The sequence below is a fragment of the Novosphingobium sp. CCH12-A3 genome (assembly GCF_001556015.1).
GTDB classification, from domain to species: domain Bacteria; phylum Pseudomonadota; class Alphaproteobacteria; order Sphingomonadales; family Sphingomonadaceae; genus Novosphingobium; species Novosphingobium subterraneum.
Map to the genome: position 1 here is coordinate 1 of NZ_LSIA01000213.1, position 17606 is coordinate 17606.

Genomic DNA, 17606 nt, shown 5'->3' on the forward strand with positions numbered 1-17606 from the left:
GCTCCGCCGCCTCCGCCGCCCCCGCCGCCTCCGCCGCCATCGGCCAGCCGCGAAACCCGCCAGGAAATGCAGGCTCGCCTGCTGCGCGAAGCCGAGGAAGCCCGCCTCGCTGCGCTGGAAGCGGCGAACCGTCGCGAGCAGGAAGAAAAGCTCAAGGCGATCGAGGAAGAGCGTCGCCGCGCCGAGGAAAAGGCCAAGGCTGAAGCGGCACCCGCACCTGCGCCAGAGCCGACCCCGGAACCGGAAGCTGCGCCTGCTCCTGCGCCCACGCCAGTGGCGACGCCTGAAGTGGCCAAGCAGCCGGAAGCCGCGCCTGCTCCGGTCGAAGCCAAGGCTGCCGAGCCGAAGGCAGAGGAAGCCGCGCCGGTAATCCCGGCACCGCGCCGCTTTACCCCGGTTGCCTCGCCCGCGCCGATCAAGCGTCCCGAGCCTGCTGCGAAGAAGCCCGCCGCCAATCCGCGCGATCGCAAGACCGAGGACCGTCGTGGCGGCAAGCTGACCGTTACGCGCGCGCTCAACGAGGACGAAGGCGCGCGCGCCCGTTCGCTCGCTGCGCTGAAGCGTGCCCGAGAAAAGGAACGCCGTGCGCACTTCGCCGGCCAGTCGCAGCCGCGTGAAAAGCAGGTTCGCGACGTGGTCGTGCCTGATGCGATCACCGTGCAGGAGCTGGCGAACCGCATGGCCGAAAAGGCTGCGGACCTCGTCAAGGCGCTGTTCAAGATGGGCATGATGGTCACCATCAACCAGACCATCGACCAGGACACCGCCGAACTGCTCGTCACCGAATTCGGCCACAACATCCAGCGCGTGAGCGACAGCGATGCTGATATCGATACGTCTTCGGACGTTGACGCCGAGGACACGCTGCAGGCGCGTCCGCCGGTGGTGACGATCATGGGTCACGTCGACCACGGCAAGACCTCGCTGCTCGACGCCTTGCGCGGCACCGACGTGGTGCGCGGCGAAGCCGGCGGCATCACGCAGCACATCGGTGCATACCAGATCAAGACCAAGGGCGGTGAGTTCATCACCTTCCTCGACACCCCGGGCCACGAGGCCTTCACTGAAATGCGCATGCGCGGCGCCAATGTCACCGACATCGTCATTCTGGTGGTTGCTGGTGACGATGGGCTCATGCCGCAGACGATCGAGGCGATCAACCACACCAAGGCGGCCGGCGTGCCGATGATTGTGGCGATCACCAAGTCGGACAAGCCCGAATTCAATCCGCAGAAGATCCGCGAGCGCCTGCTCGAGCACGAGATCATCGTCGAGGCGATGTCGGGCGACGTGCAGGACGTGGAAGTGTCGGCGAAGTCTGGCGCGGGCCTTGACGAGCTGATCGAGAAGATCCTGCTGCAGGCAGAACTGCTCGAACTGAAGGCGAACCCGGATCGCGCAGCGGAAGCCACCGTGATCGAGGCCAAGCTTGACAAGGGCAAGGGCCCGCTGGCGACCGTGCTGGTCAATCGCGGTACGCTAAAGGTCGGGGACATCCTCGTGGTCGGCACCCAGTCGGGCCGCGTCCGCGCCATGCTCGACGACAAGGGCCGTCAGGTGAAGGCGGCGGGTCCGTCGCTGCCGGTCGAAGTGCTCGGCATCGGCGGCGTGCCGATGGCCGGTGACACGCTGACCGTGGTCGAAAGCGAAGCCCGTGCCCGCGAAGTGGCCGCGTACCGTCAGGAACGCGCTACCGCCAAGCGCACCGTGCAGGCGCCTGCCAGCCTCGAAAACATGTTCTCTGCGCTGGCTGCGAAGAACACGGTCATCGAGTATCCGCTGGTTGTCCGTGCCGACGTGCAGGGTTCGGTCGAAGCGATCGTCAACGCGCTCAACAAGATCTCGACCGACGAGATCAAGGTGCGCATCCTGCAGTCTGGCGTGGGCGCCATCACCGAAGGCGACGTCAACCTGGCGCAGGCCAGCGGCGCGCCCATCGTGGGCTTCAACGTCCGTCCGAACGCCAAGGCGCGCGAGCTGATCGAGCGCAACAAGGTGCGGATGAAGTACTTCGACGTGATCTATCAGCTCACCGACGACATTCGTTCGGAAATGGCGGGCGAGTTGGGTCCGGAGGCGATCGAAACGGTCGTCGGCCGTGCCGAGGTCAAGGAAGTCTTCCCGGCGGGCAAGAAGGACAAGGCAGCCGGTCTGCTCGTGGTCGAAGGCGTCATCCGCAAGGGTCTGCATGCACGCCTTACGCGCAGCGACGTCATTGTCAGCCGCACGACCATCGCCTCGCTGCGCCGCTTCAAGGACGACGTGCCGGAAGTCCGCGCAGGCCTGGAATGCGGCGTGCTGTTGCAGGACACGAACGACATCAAGGCTGGCGACCAGCTGGAAGTCTTCGAAGTCGAGATGCGCGATCGTACGCTCTGATGAGGTAAGGGGATGCTTCGTCCGCCTTCAGGGGCGGCGGGGCATCCTGCCATTCTGGCGGCAGTCTGACTAGTCAATAGCTTCAAAGCACAAGACTAGGGTCACACAGGTCTTGTTCCAAAAACGCCTTTCCGAGGTCGCTACCGGCGACAGAACGGGAGGTGATGTTTTTGAAATTGGATACCGTAGTGATTCTGGTTCTCGGCGTTGCCACGTTGATCGTGGGGCTCGTCGGACTGGTGATCAAGCTCATCGAGCTTGGCCGCAAGTAAAACCAGTGCGGGGGTGCTGTAGCAGCGGCACCCCCAATACAGAAAGAACCCGGACGTAGCAGCGTCCGGGTTCCGGGATGGTGATTGTGAAATTAGCAACCGTAGTGATCCGCTGCTGATAGCACATTTGCTCTAAATTGCAAGAACGGCCCCCTGCCATGACCCGCTATGTCGCCCTGTTCGGATCCATCAACGTCGGCGGTAATCGCGTGACGATGGCGGATCTGCGCTGGGCGTTCGAGCGGGAAGGGCTGACCGGGCTGGAGACCGTGATCGCCAGCGGCAACCTGCTGTTCGACTATGACGATCGTCCGCTGGATGGCCTTGAAGACCTGTTCGCGCACGTCATGCTGGAGCGGTTCGACATCAAGAGCTTTGTCGCGGTGCGCGATCGGGCAGCAATCGCACAAGCGGTGGAGGGCAATCCCTTTACCGGCATCGGCAAGGACAATCTGGTCCACACGCTGTTCCTCGAACGTCAGCCCGACCAGACAGCTTTCGACAAGCTGGCAGCCGACCAGGCGATGCGCGGTCTCGAGAAACTGGCAATCGGCGAGCGCAGCATCTATATCGATTTCGTAAGCAGCGTGGCCGAAAGCAAGCTGACGAGCGCCTTCATCGAGCGCCGTCTTGGTTGCCGGGGCACCGCGCGCAACGTGCGATCGATTGCACGTATCCTTTCGAAGATGAGTTAGAATTGGCCAAGTTTCAAACCTCCCCAGAAACCCGTTCCGTCCGCCTGCTGAAGGTGGGTGAGCAGGTGCGCCATATCCTGTCGGAGCTGCTGACGCGGCAGGAAGTGCATGACGACGTTCTTTCGGCGCATACCGTTTCGGTCACCGAAGTGCGCATGTCGCCTGACTTGCGCCATGCCACGGTGTTCATCAAGGCGCTGCTGGGTGAGGACGAGGAGATCGTCCTCAAGGCACTGCGCACCAATACCGCGTTCTTCCAGCGCGAAGTGGCGCAGCGGCTGCGGCTAAAGTACGCGGCGCGACTGAAGTTCCTGCCAGACGAGAGTTTTGACGAGGCAAGCCGGATCGAGCAGCTGCTGAGCGACCCGAAGGTGCGGCGCGATCTCGACGCCGAGGATTGAGCTTCAGGCCGGGACCATCTGCGCATTGATGGTGATCGTGACGGACTTCGACACGATCAGGCGATAGGCATTCATTCCGAAATCCGTGCGGTCGATCCTGGTCCGCCCCGAAAGGCGGATCGCCTCGCGCCCTGTGGCCTTGGCCGGTGGTGCGGCAAAGCTCACGTTTAGCGTGGTTTGGCGTGTGACGCCCTTTGCGGTAAGCTCGCCACTGACGACCGCCGTGACCGGCCCGGTCATCGCCATCGAACGGCCGATGAAACGGACCTGCGGGTGTTGTTCGACATCGAAGAAGTCCGGCCCTTTCAGACGTTTGAGCGTGACGGAATCCCCGGCCTGTAGCGCCGTCGCATCGAGCGTCACATCGAGCTTCACGTTATCGAGATGCGCTGGGTCCAGTTCGATCCCGCCGGTGATGGCGGTAAAACGCGCGGTCTTGCTGGCGATGCCGAAGAAGCCGACGCGGGCGTGGACTTCGCTGTGTGGGGCGTCGATGCGGTAGCGCAGCTTCTGCGGTGGGGCGTTGCCGAGCAGGACCAATGTCGCGGCGGCGCTGGCCAGTGCGCTGATGATCCGTCGAGTTTTCCTGCGCATTGGTCGGCGATCCCTCTGGCAATCCAGAACGTGGTGCTTATGGCTGTGCGCGATGGCCAAGCTCTATTTCTACTACGCCAGCATGAACGCCGGCAAATCGACCAATCTTCTGCAGGCGGACTTCAACTACCGCGAGCGAGGGATGGCCACGATGCTGTGGACTGCGGCATTGGATGACCGGGGCGGCGCCAAGGGGCAAGACTTTGCCATCGAAAGCCGCATCGGCCTTCATGCCGAGGCCCATCGTTTCGATCATGCTACCGACCTGTGGGGAGCGGTGAAAGCTGCCCATGTGGTACAGCCGCTGTCTTGCGTGCTGGTGGACGAGGCGCAGTTCCTGTCCAAGGCACAGGTCTGGCAACTGGCGCGGATTGCCGACGAGGCAGGGGTGCCGGTGCTGTGCTATGGCCTGCGCACCGATTTTCAGGGCGAGTTGTTCGAAGGGGCGGCAGCGCTGCTCGGCATTGCGGACTCGCTGGTGGAATTGAAAGCGGTCTGCCACTGCGGGCGCAAGGCGACAATGAACCTGCGCGTGGACGAAAGCGGTGCAGCGGTGCGGGCAGGGGCGCAGACGGAGATCGGCGGGAACGACCGCTATGTTGCGCTGTGTCGCAAGCACTTTTCGGAGGCGATGGGGGCATGAGCGGAGATGGACTGTACGTGCCGCTCGCCGATGGCGACTTGCGGCTCGAGCCGCTGCGCGAGGATCATCGCGAGGGCCTGCGGCGGGCTTGTGCTCAGGATGACGAGATCTGGGACGTCTATCCTTTCAGCTATCGGGGCGATGCTTTCGATCCGCAATTCGATAGCCTGCTGAACTCTGCGCCGCAGCGGCGGCCCTATGCTGTCTTTTCGGGCGAGGTGCTGGTCGGCATGACGGCGTGGATCGAACATGGCGCGCCGGGTTGGTCGATCGAGATCGGCAACAGCTATATCGTGCCGTCGGTTCGCGGCACCGGCCTCAACGGACGGCTTAAGCGGCTGATGATTGACCACGCCTTTGCTTGTGGGCTGGAGCGCGTGGCGTTCAAGGTGGATACGATGAACCTGCGCAGTCAGGCTGCGGTCAGGAAGGTTGGCGGAGTGCAGGAAGGCGTGATGCGGCACGAGCGTCAGACGTGGACGGGCCGTGTCCGCGATACCGTGCTGTTTTCGATCCTGCGTGACGACTGGATGAGCAACAAGAAATGAACCCCGAAGGTCTGGTCTGGCAGATTGCCACGATCGCAATTCCCATGATCCTGGCGATCGTGTTCCACGAGGTGGCCCATGGCTGGGTGGCGCGGGCGTTGGGCGATCCGACGGCGGCGGAGCAGAAGCGGCTGAGCCTCAATCCGCTGCGCCATGTCGATCCATTCGGGACGATCATCTTGCCCGGGCTGCTGAAGCTGAGCGGGGCGCCGGTATTCGGCTGGGCCAAGCCGGTGCCTGTGGACTTTCGCCGCTTGCGCAATCCGCGCTGGGGCATGGTGCTGGTGGCGGCAGCGGGGCCGCTCACCAATTTCGTGCTGGCCTTGATTGCCGCCATCGGGCTGGGTCTGCTGGTGAGGGCAACGGACGGCATGGCCGAGCCGGGGCTGGGGGCGCTGTTCTTTTCGGACAACCTGCGCAATTTCCTGATCGTCAATCTTTTCCTCGGCGCGTTCAACCTGCTGCCGATTCCGCCGTTCGACGGGTCGCGCATCGTGATGGGCGTGCTGCCTGCGCCACTGGCACGCGTCTATGGCAAGATTGAGCCTTATGGTTTGCTGGTGGTGTTCGCCTTCCTCGTGATCCTGCCGTACTTCTGGCCGGAGCTGCATCTGGTGCAGCGGCTGATCGGGCCACCGGTGGAATGGTTTGGGCAGCACCTTGCCAGACTGGCGACGCTGGTTGCCGGGCCTGAGCCGCTCTGACCATGGTTGATGGCTGGATCATTCTCGACAAGCCGCTCGAACTCGGCTCGACGCAGGGCGTGGCGGCGGTGAAGCGCAACCTGCGGGCGGCGGGGTTCGGCAAGTGCAAGGTGGGCCATGGCGGCACGCTTGACCCGCTGGCGACCGGCGTTTTGCCCATTGCCATCGGCGAGGCTACCAAGCTGTGCGGCCGAATGCTCGATGCGAGCAAGGTCTATGCCTTCACGGTGCGTTTCGGTGAGGAATCGGACACGCTCGACCTTGAGGGCAAGATCGTGGCGACAAGCGACGTCCGGCCTTCCTGGCAAGAGATCAAGGCAGTGCTGCCGCGCTTTACCGGCCCGATTTCGCAGGTTCCGCCCGCCTATTCAGCGCTGATGGTCGATGGTGAACGTGCCTATGACCTTGCGCGCAAGGGCGAGACGTTCGAGCTGAAATCGCGTGATGTGGTGATCCGCTCGCTGGTTGCCGAACCTGTTGCAGATCCGGCGCGGGTTGAAGAACTGACCCTGACTGCCCATGTATCGAAAGGAACGTATATCCGCAGCCTTGCGCGCGACATTGCCCGCGCGCTCGGCACCGTGGGGCATGTTACCATGCTGCGCCGCCTGAAGGCTGGGCCGTTCGACATTGCCCAGGCGATTTCGCTGGACAAATTGAACGATGTGGGTAAAGGCGCGCCCCTTGAACACATACTCTTGCCGCTGGAGGCAGGGCTGGTCGACATCCCGGCTCTCTCCTTCGATCCCGAGCAGGCAAGGGCGGTCCGTCAGGGCCGCGTTCTGGCGGGATTGCCCTTCGAGGACGGGCTTTACTGGGCGAGGGCCGGATCTGTTCCGGTCGCGCTGGTGGAGCTTTCGGGCGGAAGCCTAAAGGTCCAGAGGGGCTTCAATCTGAAGGATGTCGCGGAGTAGAATACATGTCGATTACCGCAGAAAAGAAGCAGGAAGTCATTGCCGCTCACGCTCGCGCCGAAGGCGACACCGGTTCGCCGGAAGTCCAGGTCGCGATCCTGACCAGCCGCATCCAGACGCTGACCGAGCACTTCAAGTCCAACCACAAGGACAACCACTCGCGTCGCGGCTTGCTGATGATGGTCAACAAGCGTCGTTCGCTGCTCGACTACCTGAAGAAGAAGGACGTGGGTCGTTACAACGACCTGATCCAGAAGCTCGGTCTTCGCAAGTAACCAAGCGGAGCGGCCCCAAGCGGGCCGCTTTTGCTTTCTGGCGTCCTCGCAATTCGGCGAGGTGCCTCCGGGGCAAGACAAACGGCCCCACACCGGACCGGGACGGCATTCCCCGGCAGCAAACCCCGTTCGCAATAGGGCGCGCGGGCTGAAGGATGTAAAATGTTCGACGTCAAAACCGTATCGCTGGAGTGGGGCGGAAAGACCCTCACCCTCGAAACCGGCCGCATTGCCCGTCAGGCTGACGGCGCGGTCCTCGCCACTTACGGCGAAACTGTAGTCCTTTGCGCGGTCACCGCGGCAAAGTCGGTCAAGGAAGGCCAAGACTTCTTCCCGCTGACCGTCCACTACCAGGAAAAGTATTCGGCAGCTGGCCGCATCCCGGGCGGCTTCTTCAAGCGCGAGCGCGGCGCGACGGAAAAGGAAACGCTGGTTTCCCGCCTGATCGACCGTCCGGTCCGCCCGCTGTTCCCCGAAGGTTTCTACAACGAAATCAACGTCATCGCCCAGGTTCTGAGCTATGACGGCGAGACCGAACCCGATATCGTCGCGATGATTGCGGCCTCGGCTGCGCTGACCATCTCGGGCGTTCCGTTCATGGGCCCGATCGGCGCTGCGCGCGTCGGCTTCGTCGATGGCGAATACGTGCTGAACCCGAAGCAGGACGCCGCGCTGACCGATGGCCGCCTCGACCTCGTGGTCGCCGCGACCGACTCTGCCGTGATGATGGTGGAATCGGAAGCCAAGGAACTGAGCGAAGACGAAATGCTCGGTGCCGTGCTGTTCGCGCATGACGAGTGCCGCAAGGTCATCGGTGCGATCATCGAACTGGCCGAGAAGGCTGCGAAGGATCCCTGGGAAATCGACCTGTCGGACAACACCGCCGACATCAAGAAGAAGCTCAAGGACCTCGTCGGTGCGGACATCGCGGCTGCCTACAAGCTGACCAACAAGTCGGCCCGTTCAGACGCGCTCAACGCTGCCCGCGCCAAGGCCAAGGAAGCGTTTGCCGGTGAAACGCCGCAGACCCAGATGGTCGCCATCAAGACCATGAAGAAGGTCGAAGCGGACATCGTGCGCGGCGCCATCCTCAAGGACGGCACCCGCATCGACGGTCGTTCGGTCACGCAGGTCCGCCCGATCGAATCGATGGTCGGCTTCCTGCCGCGCACCCACGGTTCGGCGCTGTTCACGCGCGGTGAAACGCAGACCATCTGCACCACCACGCTGGGCACCAAGGACGCCGAGCAGATGATCGATGGCCTTGAAGGCCTGCGCTACGAAAACTTCATGCTCCACTACAACTTCCCGCCGTACTCGGTTGGCGAAGTTGGCCGTTTCGGCGCTCCGGGCCGTCGTGAAGTGGGCCATGGCAAGCTGGCATGGCGTGCGCTGCACCCGGTGCTGCCGACCAAGGACGAGTTCCCCTACACCATCCGCGTCCTTTCGGACGTGACCGAGTCGAACGGCTCGTCGTCGATGGCCACCGTCTGCGGCGGCTGCCTTTCGATGATGGACGCGGGCGTGCCGATCAAGCGCCCGGTTTCGGGCATCGCCATGGGCCTCATCCTTGAAGGCAGCGAGTTCGCCGTCCTCTCGGACATCCTGGGCGACGAGGACCACCTCGGCGACATGGACTTCAAGGTGGCAGGCACGTCCGAAGGCATCACCACGATGCAGATGGACATCAAGGTCGCCGGCATCACGCGCGAAATCTTTGAGGTTGCCCTCAAGCAGGCTTCGGAAGGCCGCGCGCACATCCTGAACGAGATGACCAAGGCGCTGGGCGAGGCACGTACCGAGCTTTCGGCGCATGCTCCGCGCATCGAGACGCTGCAGATCGACAAGTCGAAGATCCGCGACGTCATCGGCACCGGCGGCAAGGTGATCCGCGAGATCGTGGCGACCACCGGTGCAAAGGTCGACATCGACGACGAAGGCCTGATCAAGATCTCGTCTTCGGACCTGACCCAGATCGAAGCCGCCAAGAACTGGATCCTCGGCATCGTCGAGGAAGCCGAGGTCGGCAAGATCTACAAGGGCAAGGTCGTCAACATCGTCGACTTCGGCGCTTTCGTGAACTTCATGGGTGGCAAGGACGGCCTCGTCCACGTCTCCGAAATGAAGAACGAGCGCGTGGAAAAGCCGACCGACGTGGTGAAGGAAGGCCAGGACGTCTACGTCAAGGTCCTCGAGATCGACCAGCGCGGCAAGGTGCGCCTTTCGATGCGCGTCGTCGATCAGGAAACTGGCGCGGAGTTGGAAGACACCCGCCCCGCCCGTGAACCGCGTGAACCACGCGGTGATCGTGGTGATCGCGGCGACCGTCGTGGGCCGCGCGGTAATGATCGTGGTGGCCGTGGCGACCGTGGGCCCCGTCGTGAAGGCGGTGATCGTCCTCGCCGTGACCGTGAAGACGGTCCGGCTCCGGATCACATGCCGGCGTTCCTCAAGTCCGACGACTGAGGAACGGCCAGCAGGCCAGACAGAAAGGGGCTCCACCGCAAGGTGGGGCCTTTTTCATTTGCAAAACGGTCATCATTCGCTGGCAGACACGGAGACATGGCAAGGCCGTCACACAATATCGTGGTGTTCGAATGCAGTGCGCGGCGCGATCCACGCTGGTGGCTGATGGGAGTGCTGGGCGCCGCCTTCGTGTCGGCGTCGCTGATGGTGAACCCCAAGGATAATTGCAGCGAAGGTGGCGAGTGTGCGCCTTGGCTGGTGCCCGTTGCAGGCGCGGTCGGTGCGCTTGGCCTCGTGGGTGCGGCGGGTCAACTTGTGGCCAACACCCGGCGGGGGAGCCGACTGGATCTCGAAGCTGGTACGCTGGAGTGGTGGCAGGGGCGCACGCGCCAACGGCCGGGCAATCATGGTTTCATCGCGCTTGCCGACATTTCGCGCATCGTCGTCCGTCGGGGCGATGGTAGCAGCGATCTCATCAGCCTTTACGACCAGCAGGGTGAGCGCCTGCGGCTTTTCGACAGCGAGGTAATCGGTGAAACTCCCGAAGAGTGGGCGCGCAAGCTTGTCTTGTTTGCACCCCGGATCGTGTTCGATCTGCAGGATTGAGACGCTTTAAGTTTGCTATTCCCGCGCCAACGGTCCACAGCGGGGGCATCGGTGAGATGACCATTGTAGGCATCACCGGCTGAGAGACCTGTCGCGCTCCCGCTTACGCAATGGGAGTCTGTCGTGGACCTCAACCAACAATATGGAAAGCACCAGAGGTTGGTGATGGGCGCTGTGGCCAGCGCTTGCGGGCAGGACCGCGCTAACAAGCTTGTGCTTGCGCAAGACTGCGCCAGCAACATCTCCACCTGTAGAAGATCCGAGCGCGCCTGCAGCGGCAGGGTGGGCGCGACCGAGCACACAGAACACGATCGCAGACGTGTTCGCAACGGAGTACCTCGCATGAGCCGAGCCATGAATACCACACTGAACGAAGCCCGCGTCCGAGCACTTTGCGAGAAATCCGGCGTCGCTATCAGCGCGCTCGAAGTCCTGCCTTCGGGTGGAACGCGGCTTGTCTGCACGCGCGAGGAGGGCGCTGACGAAATGCGGATCGTGCTGAAGACGACCATGATCGAAGGACGCGTCCCGAGATTTGCCTTCCAACGCAGCCAGAACTCGCAGTACGGCTGATCGCGAACAGTGTCAGGCCTCGAGGCGGCTAGGCCGCGTCGCGCAAGGGTGGCGGTTCCTGTCCGGCCACCAGGATACAGTTCCGACCCGACTGCTTTGCCGCATAGAGGGCTTCGTCAGCCGCCCGCAGTGCATCGCTGCGGGTCTTGTAGGCGAAGACGTCGGCAATCCCGCCGGAGAACGTGACACGGCCGAACGGCATGTCGGTGGCGCGATTGACGAGGCGTCGTTCCGCTATGCTTTCGCGCGCCTGATCTAGACGGTCCCACGCCTTCTCGGGCGGGAGGGCGCGGAACAGCACGGCGAACTCTTCGCCCCCGTGCCGCGCCACATGGCAGCGGGCGTCTGAAATCTGGCTGAGGGTCTCGGCAACCACTTTGAGTACCCGGTCGCCTGCGGCGTGGCCATGGCAGTCATTGATGCGCTTGAAGTGATCGATGTCGCAAAACGCCACGCAGAGCGGTTCGCCGGAAGCCTTTGCTGCGGCATATTCCTTTTCGAACAGGGTTTCGAACGCGCGGCGGTTGGGAAGTCCCGTGAGGTGATCCTCATCGGCTACCCGACGCGCTTCGTCGAGACTTTTCTGGAGTTCCATTGCGCGCCGCTCGGACTCGCAGAGGTTGTGTTCGATCTCGCGCGTGCGATGCATCATTGCCTTGGCGAGCGCGGCAAGCTCTGTGATCACCGCCCCGGCACGACCGACTTGTTCGAGATCATCGACGTGTTGCTGCAACGCGGCGCCATATTCGGTCGTCGCCGACCTCGCGTGGGTCGTGGCGCTTGCGAACTCCTCGAGCGTGTCTTCCAACCGTGACATGAGGGCGGCGAGGAGTTCGGATGAGGTTTCACCTTCCTCCTCACGAACGACTTGTTCGAGCCAGACAATCGTAATCGGCTGACCCGCTTCAGTACGTTCGAGAATCATCTGGGCTAGCTTCGGCTTGGCACCGGTGACACAGTCGTAAGCGATCTCGAGCGTCCACGGCATCACCTCGAGATCGTGATCGATCAGGAAGTCCGCTACTTTCGCGAGAAGCCGGCGCTTGGCCGGTAGCCAGATTTCGCGCGCAGTCACGTCACGGATGAGGCCGATGCTGTCGAGTGTTTCCTCCCCGGACTCCGCTTCTCCGGCAAGGCCGAGCCATCTGAGCAGGCGCGACCGGGACCCGCGCGAGGAAGGATCATTTGTCATGTCTGCCAGAACGGCCAACGCCGCGTGAGATTAACCACGCGGCGCCGCAGTATTCCGGGAATACGTGTTCGTCCTGAGGTGGATCTCAGCGAACGCGAGGTCCGCCAAAAGGCATCGGCGGGGGAGGCCGACGATGGCCGCGCGGGAGCTGCGCCTGATAGGCGCGGCCGCAATGCTCCACACAGTAGGGGAAGCCGGGATTCACCTTCTCGCCGCAGAAATGGAAGTCCGGCTCGCCGGGGTGGCCCATCGGCCAGCGGCAGATGCGATCGTTGAGATCGAGCAGGCTGGTCTTGTCGGCGATTTCCGGGCTTGGGCGTGCGGGCACAAGGCGACGTGGCGGCGCGGGGGGGATAGGTGCCTGCTGATCGCCGGGACCCTGACGCAAAAAGCCGCCGGGCCCGACCGAGACGATTCGCGGTTGGGGTGCCGCGGGTGCAGCGTCGCTCGCAGGCTTTGCTTCGGGGGATGGTGCGGGAGCAACGCGAGGTGCCGGCGCTGGAGCTGGTGGTGCCGCCGCCACGACCGGGCGCGGCGCGGCGACCTTGGGTTCTGGAGCCGGGGTGGCGGGCTTCGCAACCTTGGGGGCTGCCGGAGAAGCCGACGCATCCGTCTTGTCGTTGGTCTTTACCGGGGAAGGGCGCGCCTTGAGCCCAAGGCGGTGTGCCTTGCCGATCACCGCATTGCGGCTGACGCCACCGAGTTCATCGGCGATCTGGCTGGCGGTTGACCCGCCCTCCCACATCTTGGTCAGCTTTTCGATCCGCTCTTCGGTCCAGCTCATGCCTTCACGTTTCCTTCCGTGCCGGAATGGTCCGGCCGTTAAAATCTGCCCGGTCGGCAAGTTCCGACACGTGCTTGCCATCGGCGTGCCAGCGCGATACCGCGATGGCCATGGCCAATCAACCGCTACCCCGTGAAGGGGCGACAACCCGCAACGCCGGAACCTTTGCCCCGCCCGGACAACCGGTGTTCCGCGGCTTCAACAGGCTGGGGCTGTGGACTCTCTATATGAAGGAGGTCCGCCGTTTCTTCAAGGTCCAGACCCAGACGATCTGGGCTCCAGCGGTCACCACGCTGCTTTATCTGATGATATTCACGCTCGCGCTTGGCGGCGGTGCCAATGGTGGGCGCATGGTTCTTGGCGTGAACTTTGCCAGCTTCGTTGCGCCGGGCCTGATCGCGATGGGCATGATCAACAATGCCTTTGCCAATTCCAGTTTCAGTCTTCTTGGCGGAAAGATCCAGGGGACCATTGTTGATTACCTGATGCCGCCAATCTCCACCGGCGAACTGATGACGGCATTGGTGGGCGCGGCAGTCACGCGCGCGGTTCTGGTCGGTCTTGCCGTGGCAGGGGCAATGCTGCTTTGGCCGGGAGTGTCGCTGAAGATCGCACATCCCTGGGCAGTCGTCTGGTTTGGCCTGATGGGTTCGATCCTGCTTGCCATCGTCGGTGTGCTGACGTCGATCTGGGCCGAGAAGTTCGATCACAACGCAGCCGTCACCAACTTCGTCATCACGCCCCTCTCGATGCTGTCGGGCACGTTCTACGTGATCGACAATCTTGCTCCGGCGTTTCAGGCAGTGAGTCGACTGAACCCGATCTTCTACGTGATCTCGGGCTTCCGCTTCGGCTTTCTGGGGCAAAGCGACATCGGCGATACGAACATGGCAGTGCTGCACGGCGCAATCGGCCTTGGCGTGGTGAATATCGCGCTGGGTGCGTTGCTGTACAGGCTGCTCAAGTCGGGCTGGAAGCTCAAGAACTGATAAGGAACCCTCGCGCCACAAGGGAGAGCCGGTTCTCCCTTGTGCGTCAGTGCGACAGGCTGCGCCTCAGCCGATAGCGGCCATTGCGGAAACCTTCGAACATCTCGTCCAGCGAAGGGTGGTCAACCGGCCCGGCCTCGGCATCAGACTGGAGGTTCTGCTGGCTGACATAGGCGACGTAGCTGTTCTCGTCGTTCTCGGCGAGAAGGTGATAGAACGGCTGGTCACGCGGCGGACGGATGTCCTCGGGGATAGATTGGTACCATTCCTCGCTGTTGGCGAAGACCGGGTCGATATCGAAGACGACGCCGCGGAAGCCGAACATGCGATGGCGAACAACGTCGCCGATCGAGAAGCGCGCCGATGAGACGGGGGGGGCCGAAATATCGCGTCCAGCTTGTGGCGAAAAGAAACTCGCACGATCCATGCCCAAGGATATAGGGTTTCGCCGCGGTGCAAACAAGCCGCTTGCCAATAAAGGTTCATCCCAAAGGCCGCCTGTGGAAAAAGCTTTCCGCTTTCTACTTGGCAAGCCGGTTTGCATGCGCTAACGGCGCGCTTCCTCGACCGGGAACGCCCCTTGCGGCACCCTGATTGGCACCATGGAGAGGTGGCAGAGTGGTCGAATGCGCCGCACTCGAAATGCGGTGTACGGGCAACCGTACCGTGGGTTCGAATCCCACCCTCTCCGCCAGCCATTAGCCTGAAGGTTTCAACTGAACTGCCCAACGCCTCGATTTTTTGGCGAAACGTCGGTCGACGGAAATTGAGCGTGACTTTCGTCAACTGCTATCGGCACAAGGCCAGCGACGATGACAAGGGCGGTTCCGATTTCGACGCAGTGGATGTGCAGTCCCTATGTTAATCACGAGCGTTTGAAGCATTGAGGAGAAAGGGCATGTCCGTCGAGGTCATTGCCCGTATACGCTCGTGCCGTCCGATGTGATGGGATCGCCGCTTCGTACATTGCCGGGGTAAGGCCGACTGGTGCTACCATGCGTCGCTCAAAGGGCCGATCAACCGCATGACCGGCCCGAATGTCTCGATGCCCCATGCCGGCAATGCCGAGGCCTTGATATTCCCCAATCGTGAGCGCCGGGCGACCCGCGATGATGATGCAACGCCCGATTGCCTGGTGATACACCCCGCCTGATGCGAGGGCCTAGCTGTCCCAGTCTGCCAATGTCTCGTCGGTCGCGGCATCTTCGAGGGTTATCTTGCCGAATTCGACCGCCACCGCGCAAACTGGCGGTTTGCTTGTCTGCTGATTCACGCAATGCACCGGCTGCCCATCGCCAAAGGCGGTGATCCGTCCTTCGATCCTGACCCGGAATGCACGCACCGTTGGCTCGGCATCCTTTGGCACCTTCGCCGTATAGGCATAAGGCCGTTTGCCCCGAAGCAGCGTACGCGGCGCGTCGGACGAGAAATACTGCACGAGCGCGAGCCTGTTGTCCGGCGCGGCTTGGTCCCGTGGCGCAGCTTCAGCGATCTTTGGCGGCGCCTTCTCAGGAATTCCCGGCGCGGCCGCACTGACAACCGGCCGCGGGCACTGTTCCGAGCGTGTCCAGGGGCGTTCGACCCAGAAGCCCTCGGCCGCCTCGAACGGCTGGCCGTTTGCAAGGTCCGCAAATAGCGGCTCGGCGGCCCAGTTTTGCCGACTGAAGCTAACCCGCAGGACACGCGATGAAGGATCCAGGCGCCAGGAACCCCAGGCGCCGGTCACGCCGTCCGCGCAGGCGATCGGCATGGTCAGTTCGAAGCTTCTGTTCGCGAGTTCGAGGTTCGATTGCGGCAGGGGGTTGCCAGCGGCGACCTCGTCTGCTGCCGCGGCAACCGCGGCCAGGATATCGGCACGGCCCAATGCGGAGAGCGCCTTGGGCGTCGTGGTCGGCAAAGCCTCGATGGCGACCTTTGGGGCAGAGGATGCCTGCGGTTCCGGATCGGATTGCTGGCAACCGGCGAGGGCGAAGAGGGTGGTGGCGAACAAGGCTGTCAGCACCAACATTCGGCCCAACGACCAGTTGGCTGATCGACTGGCCGACCATTCCGTACTGCGACATGCCCTTATCATCGCCAAGACCTAGCACCGATTGTCGGAAAGGTCATGTGTCTGTAAGAGCTCGATAATCATGACGATCGAGCAAATTCTGACCCTTGTGGTCCTTGTCAGCGTTGTCGTCGCGCTGATTGCCGATCGAATGCGGGCCGATGTCATTGCCCTGAGCGGCGCTGCCATCCTGCTGGTGACAGGCGCCGTGCGCCCCAGCGAAGTCCAGGGAGCTTTTGCCAGCCCCGCCATTCTCACGCTCGCATCGCTGTTCGTGATTGCCTATGCGATGGAGCTTTCGGGGCTGCTCGACAAGGCCATCGAGAAAGCCGTCGTGCTTTGCCGCAGGACCGGCGCGGCGGGTTTGTGGGGGCTTATCGGCATGTCCGGCTTCGGGTCGGCCTTCCTCAACAACACGCCGATCGTGGTGGTTGCGGCGCCTGTCATCAGGGATGTGGCGAAATCCATCGGGCTCGATCCGCGACGCTTCCTGATGCCCCTGTCATATGTCGCGGTGTTGGGGGGCAGTTGCACGCTGATCGGCACATCCACCAACCTGCTGGTCGACGACATGGCACGGTCGTCCGGACAAGCGCCGTTCGGCATATTCGAGATCACCCCGGTCGGGCTGGCCATGGCGGCAGTGGGAGGCCTTTATCTCGTGCTGTTTACCGGCAAGCTCGTCAAAGGCGCGCCGGCACCCGTCGGGGAGCCTGAAGGGACATCGTCCCGGGCCGATTTCGAGCGCCATTCCGTCAGCCATGTGGATCTCACGGGAGACTCGCTCGAAGACACCAAGGTCTACGCTGAGGTCCACGAGTTCCAGCCGAGGATGGCGCTTATTTCCGTGGCGGTGTTCATCGGCGTGATTGCCGTGGCGGCGATCAACCTTGTGCCGATTGCCGCAGCGGCCTTTGCCGGCGCGGTCCTGCTCATAGTGCTGCGCGTGATTTCACCCGATCAGGCCTATGCCGGATTGCGGCCGGAGATTCTGCTGCTGATCGCAGGGATGGTGGTCATCGGCATTGCCATGGAACAGACCGGCCTTGCCGCCGAAGTCACGCAGTGGATGATCGGCTCGGTCAACGGGGTCGGACCGCTGACGGCGTTGATCCTGCTGTATGGCGCGACGCTGCTGCTTACCGAACTTCTGTCGAATGCGACCGTTGCGGTCCTGCTGACGCCGGTGGCAGTGGCACTCGCCGAAAGCCTTGGCGTCAGTCCCCGCCCGTTTCTCGTGACGATCATGATGGCGGCAAGCGCGGCTTTCGCCACGCCCTTCGGCTACCAGACCAACGTCCTCGTCTACCAGATGGGTGGTTACCGCTACATGGATTTCGTGAAGGTGGGCCTGCCACTCAACCTGCTGACATGGGCTGTGGCAGTAGCGGCGATACACCACTACTTCCCGTTCTAATTGGCTGATCGCAGGAACAAAACCTGCTGTGCCCGGGTTCGGAAGAGGCCGGGCGCAGCCCTTTGCGGCCGGGACTTTTCAGGAGAGACCCAATCAAGCTTGCG

Annotated in this window: 19 protein-coding genes and 1 tRNA gene; 15 read left to right on the forward strand and 5 right to left on the reverse strand. The window is 62.8% G+C overall.

Features of this window, described 5'->3' with window-relative positions:
- From infB to rbfA, 3 genes are all read left to right on the forward strand, one after another.
- On the forward strand, nucleotides 1-2379 hold a 2379-nt coding region (gene infB / locus AX703_RS16245; protein WP_062345527.1), incomplete at its 5' end, for a translation initiation factor IF-2.
- Nucleotides 2380-2809: 430 nt separating this feature from the next.
- Nucleotides 2810-3346: a DUF1697 domain-containing protein gene (locus AX703_RS16250; RefSeq protein ID WP_062345529.1), complete on the forward strand. Its 537-nt coding sequence runs from the start codon at nucleotides 2810-2812 to the stop codon at nucleotides 3344-3346.
- A gap of 2 nt (nucleotides 3347-3348) precedes the next feature.
- Nucleotides 3349-3747 carry a 30S ribosome-binding factor RbfA gene (gene rbfA / locus AX703_RS16255; RefSeq protein ID WP_039337760.1) on the forward strand — a complete coding sequence of 133 codons (399 nt, stop codon included), beginning with the start codon at nucleotides 3349-3351 and terminating at the stop codon, nucleotides 3745-3747.
- Nucleotides 3748-3750: 3 nt separating this feature from the next.
- On the opposite strand, the gene AX703_RS16260 is transcribed toward rbfA, so the two are convergent.
- Nucleotides 3751-4341 carry a YceI family protein gene (locus AX703_RS16260; protein ID WP_062345531.1) on the reverse strand — a complete coding sequence of 197 codons (591 nt, stop codon included), beginning with the start codon at nucleotides 4339-4341 and terminating at the stop codon, nucleotides 3751-3753.
- A 52-nt stretch (nucleotides 4342-4393) separates the two neighbouring features.
- On the opposite strand from AX703_RS16260, the gene AX703_RS16265 reads away from it, so the two are divergent.
- The 8 genes from AX703_RS16265 to AX703_RS16300 all read left to right on the forward strand — a co-directional run bounded on the left by AX703_RS16265 (nucleotide 4394) and on the right by AX703_RS16300 (nucleotide 11070).
- Nucleotides 4394-4984 carry a thymidine kinase gene (locus AX703_RS16265; protein WP_039337761.1) on the forward strand — a complete coding sequence of 197 codons (591 nt, stop codon included), beginning with the start codon at nucleotides 4394-4396 and terminating at the stop codon, nucleotides 4982-4984.
- On the forward strand, nucleotides 4981-5532 hold the full coding sequence (locus AX703_RS16270) for a GNAT family N-acetyltransferase (protein WP_062345533.1): 552 nt from the start codon (nucleotides 4981-4983) through the stop codon (nucleotides 5530-5532). Before AX703_RS16265 ends, AX703_RS16270 begins: the two co-directional genes overlap by 4 nt.
- Nucleotides 5529-6236 (forward strand): site-2 protease family protein, encoded by a 708-nt coding sequence (locus AX703_RS16275; protein ID WP_062345535.1) that lies wholly within the window; start codon nucleotides 5529-5531, stop codon nucleotides 6234-6236. The genes AX703_RS16270 and AX703_RS16275 overlap by 4 nt, the downstream gene beginning before the upstream one ends.
- A gap of 2 nt (nucleotides 6237-6238) precedes the next feature.
- Nucleotides 6239-7150 (forward strand): tRNA pseudouridine(55) synthase TruB, encoded by a 912-nt coding sequence (gene truB / locus AX703_RS16280; RefSeq protein ID WP_062345537.1) that lies wholly within the window; start codon nucleotides 6239-6241, stop codon nucleotides 7148-7150.
- Between the two features lie 5 nt (nucleotides 7151-7155).
- The gene (gene rpsO / locus AX703_RS16285) at nucleotides 7156-7425 is read left to right on the forward strand and encodes a 30S ribosomal protein S15 (protein WP_039337765.1); all 270 of its coding nucleotides are present in this window, start codon (nucleotides 7156-7158) and stop codon (nucleotides 7423-7425) included.
- 162 nt (nucleotides 7426-7587) lie between these two features.
- Nucleotides 7588-9891 carry a polyribonucleotide nucleotidyltransferase gene (gene pnp / locus AX703_RS16290; protein ID WP_062345539.1) on the forward strand — a complete coding sequence of 768 codons (2304 nt, stop codon included), beginning with the start codon at nucleotides 7588-7590 and terminating at the stop codon, nucleotides 9889-9891.
- A 96-nt stretch (nucleotides 9892-9987) separates the two neighbouring features.
- Complete coding sequence (locus AX703_RS16295; protein ID WP_062345541.1) at nucleotides 9988-10497, forward strand: hypothetical protein; 510 nt, start codon at nucleotides 9988-9990, stop codon at nucleotides 10495-10497.
- Between the two features lie 354 nt (nucleotides 10498-10851).
- A complete protein-coding gene (locus AX703_RS16300; RefSeq protein WP_322788221.1) occupies nucleotides 10852-11070 on the forward strand; it encodes a hypothetical protein in 219 nt (72 codons plus the stop codon).
- Between the two features lie 28 nt (nucleotides 11071-11098).
- Here the strand turns inward: AX703_RS16300 and AX703_RS16305 are convergent, their stop codons facing one another.
- Nucleotides 11099-12262: a diguanylate cyclase gene (locus tag AX703_RS16305; protein WP_231735576.1), complete on the reverse strand. Its 1164-nt coding sequence runs from the start codon at nucleotides 12260-12262 to the stop codon at nucleotides 11099-11101.
- 85 nt (nucleotides 12263-12347) lie between these two features.
- Nucleotides 12348-13046, reverse strand: a complete 699-nt coding sequence (locus AX703_RS16310; protein WP_062345542.1) for a GcrA family cell cycle regulator — start codon at nucleotides 13044-13046, stop codon at nucleotides 12348-12350.
- Between the two features lie 110 nt (nucleotides 13047-13156).
- On the opposite strand from AX703_RS16310, the gene AX703_RS16315 reads away from it, so the two are divergent.
- Nucleotides 13157-14035 (forward strand): ABC transporter permease, encoded by an 879-nt coding sequence (locus AX703_RS16315; protein WP_062345544.1) that lies wholly within the window; start codon nucleotides 13157-13159, stop codon nucleotides 14033-14035.
- A gap of 46 nt (nucleotides 14036-14081) precedes the next feature.
- Here the strand turns inward: AX703_RS16315 and hspQ are convergent, their stop codons facing one another.
- Entirely contained in the window at nucleotides 14082-14462 is a 381-nt protein-coding gene (gene hspQ, locus AX703_RS16320; protein ID WP_062345547.1) for a heat shock protein HspQ, read from the reverse strand.
- Nucleotides 14463-14639: 177 nt separating this feature from the next.
- Between hspQ and AX703_RS16325 the strand changes: the two genes are divergently transcribed.
- Together AX703_RS16325 and AX703_RS28695 are read left to right on the forward strand one after the other, a co-directional pair.
- Nucleotides 14640-14729, forward strand: a tRNA-Ser gene (locus AX703_RS16325).
- Between the two features lie 330 nt (nucleotides 14730-15059).
- A complete protein-coding gene (locus AX703_RS28695) occupies nucleotides 15060-15188 on the forward strand; it encodes a hypothetical protein (RefSeq protein ID WP_255355073.1) in 129 nt (42 codons plus the stop codon).
- 9 nt (nucleotides 15189-15197) lie between these two features.
- Here the strand turns inward: AX703_RS28695 and AX703_RS16330 are convergent, their stop codons facing one another.
- The gene (locus AX703_RS16330) at nucleotides 15198-16043 is read right to left on the reverse strand and encodes a hypothetical protein (RefSeq protein ID WP_062345549.1); all 846 of its coding nucleotides are present in this window, start codon (nucleotides 16041-16043) and stop codon (nucleotides 15198-15200) included.
- A 124-nt stretch (nucleotides 16044-16167) separates the two neighbouring features.
- Between AX703_RS16330 and AX703_RS16335 the strand changes: the two genes are divergently transcribed.
- Nucleotides 16168-17502, forward strand: a complete 1335-nt coding sequence (locus tag AX703_RS16335; protein WP_062345551.1) for an SLC13 family permease — start codon at nucleotides 16168-16170, stop codon at nucleotides 17500-17502.
- Nucleotides 17503-17606 lie beyond the last annotated feature (104 nt).

What these genes read in the sequence shown, in the direction of transcription:
- AX703_RS16250 (WP_062345529.1), top strand. Translation starts at nt 2,810, where the DNA reads ATGACCCGCTATGTCGCCCTGTTCGGATCCATCAACGTCGGCGGTAAT.
- AX703_RS16260 (WP_062345531.1), bottom strand. Translation starts at nt 4,341, where the DNA reads ATGCGCAGGAAAACTCGACGGATCATCAGCGCACTGGCCAGCGCCGCC.
- AX703_RS16265 (WP_039337761.1), top strand. Translation starts at nt 4,394, where the DNA reads ATGGCCAAGCTCTATTTCTACTACGCCAGCATGAACGCCGGCAAATCG.
- AX703_RS16270 (WP_062345533.1), top strand. Translation starts at nt 4,981, where the DNA reads ATGAGCGGAGATGGACTGTACGTGCCGCTCGCCGATGGCGACTTGCGG.
- AX703_RS16275 (WP_062345535.1), top strand. Translation starts at nt 5,529, where the DNA reads ATGAACCCCGAAGGTCTGGTCTGGCAGATTGCCACGATCGCAATTCCC.
- truB (WP_062345537.1), top strand. Translation starts at nt 6,239, where the DNA reads ATGGTTGATGGCTGGATCATTCTCGACAAGCCGCTCGAACTCGGCTCG.
- rpsO (WP_039337765.1), top strand. Translation starts at nt 7,156, where the DNA reads ATGTCGATTACCGCAGAAAAGAAGCAGGAAGTCATTGCCGCTCACGCT.
- pnp (WP_062345539.1), top strand. Translation starts at nt 7,588, where the DNA reads ATGTTCGACGTCAAAACCGTATCGCTGGAGTGGGGCGGAAAGACCCTC.
- AX703_RS16295 (WP_062345541.1), top strand. Translation starts at nt 9,988, where the DNA reads ATGGCAAGGCCGTCACACAATATCGTGGTGTTCGAATGCAGTGCGCGG.
- AX703_RS16300 (WP_322788221.1), top strand. Translation starts at nt 10,852, where the DNA reads ATGAATACCACACTGAACGAAGCCCGCGTCCGAGCACTTTGCGAGAAA.
- AX703_RS16305 (WP_231735576.1), bottom strand. Translation starts at nt 12,262, where the DNA reads ATGACAAATGATCCTTCCTCGCGCGGGTCCCGGTCGCGCCTGCTCAGA.
- AX703_RS16310 (WP_062345542.1), bottom strand. Translation starts at nt 13,046, where the DNA reads ATGAGCTGGACCGAAGAGCGGATCGAAAAGCTGACCAAGATGTGGGAG.
- AX703_RS16315 (WP_062345544.1), top strand. Translation starts at nt 13,157, where the DNA reads ATGGCCAATCAACCGCTACCCCGTGAAGGGGCGACAACCCGCAACGCC.
- hspQ (WP_062345547.1), bottom strand. Translation starts at nt 14,462, where the DNA reads ATGGATCGTGCGAGTTTCTTTTCGCCACAAGCTGGACGCGATATTTCG.
- AX703_RS28695 (WP_255355073.1), top strand. Translation starts at nt 15,060, where the DNA reads ATGACCGGCCCGAATGTCTCGATGCCCCATGCCGGCAATGCCGAGGCC.
- AX703_RS16330 (WP_062345549.1), bottom strand. Translation starts at nt 16,043, where the DNA reads ATGTTGGTGCTGACAGCCTTGTTCGCCACCACCCTCTTCGCCCTCGCC.
- AX703_RS16335 (WP_062345551.1), top strand. Translation starts at nt 16,168, where the DNA reads ATGACGATCGAGCAAATTCTGACCCTTGTGGTCCTTGTCAGCGTTGTC.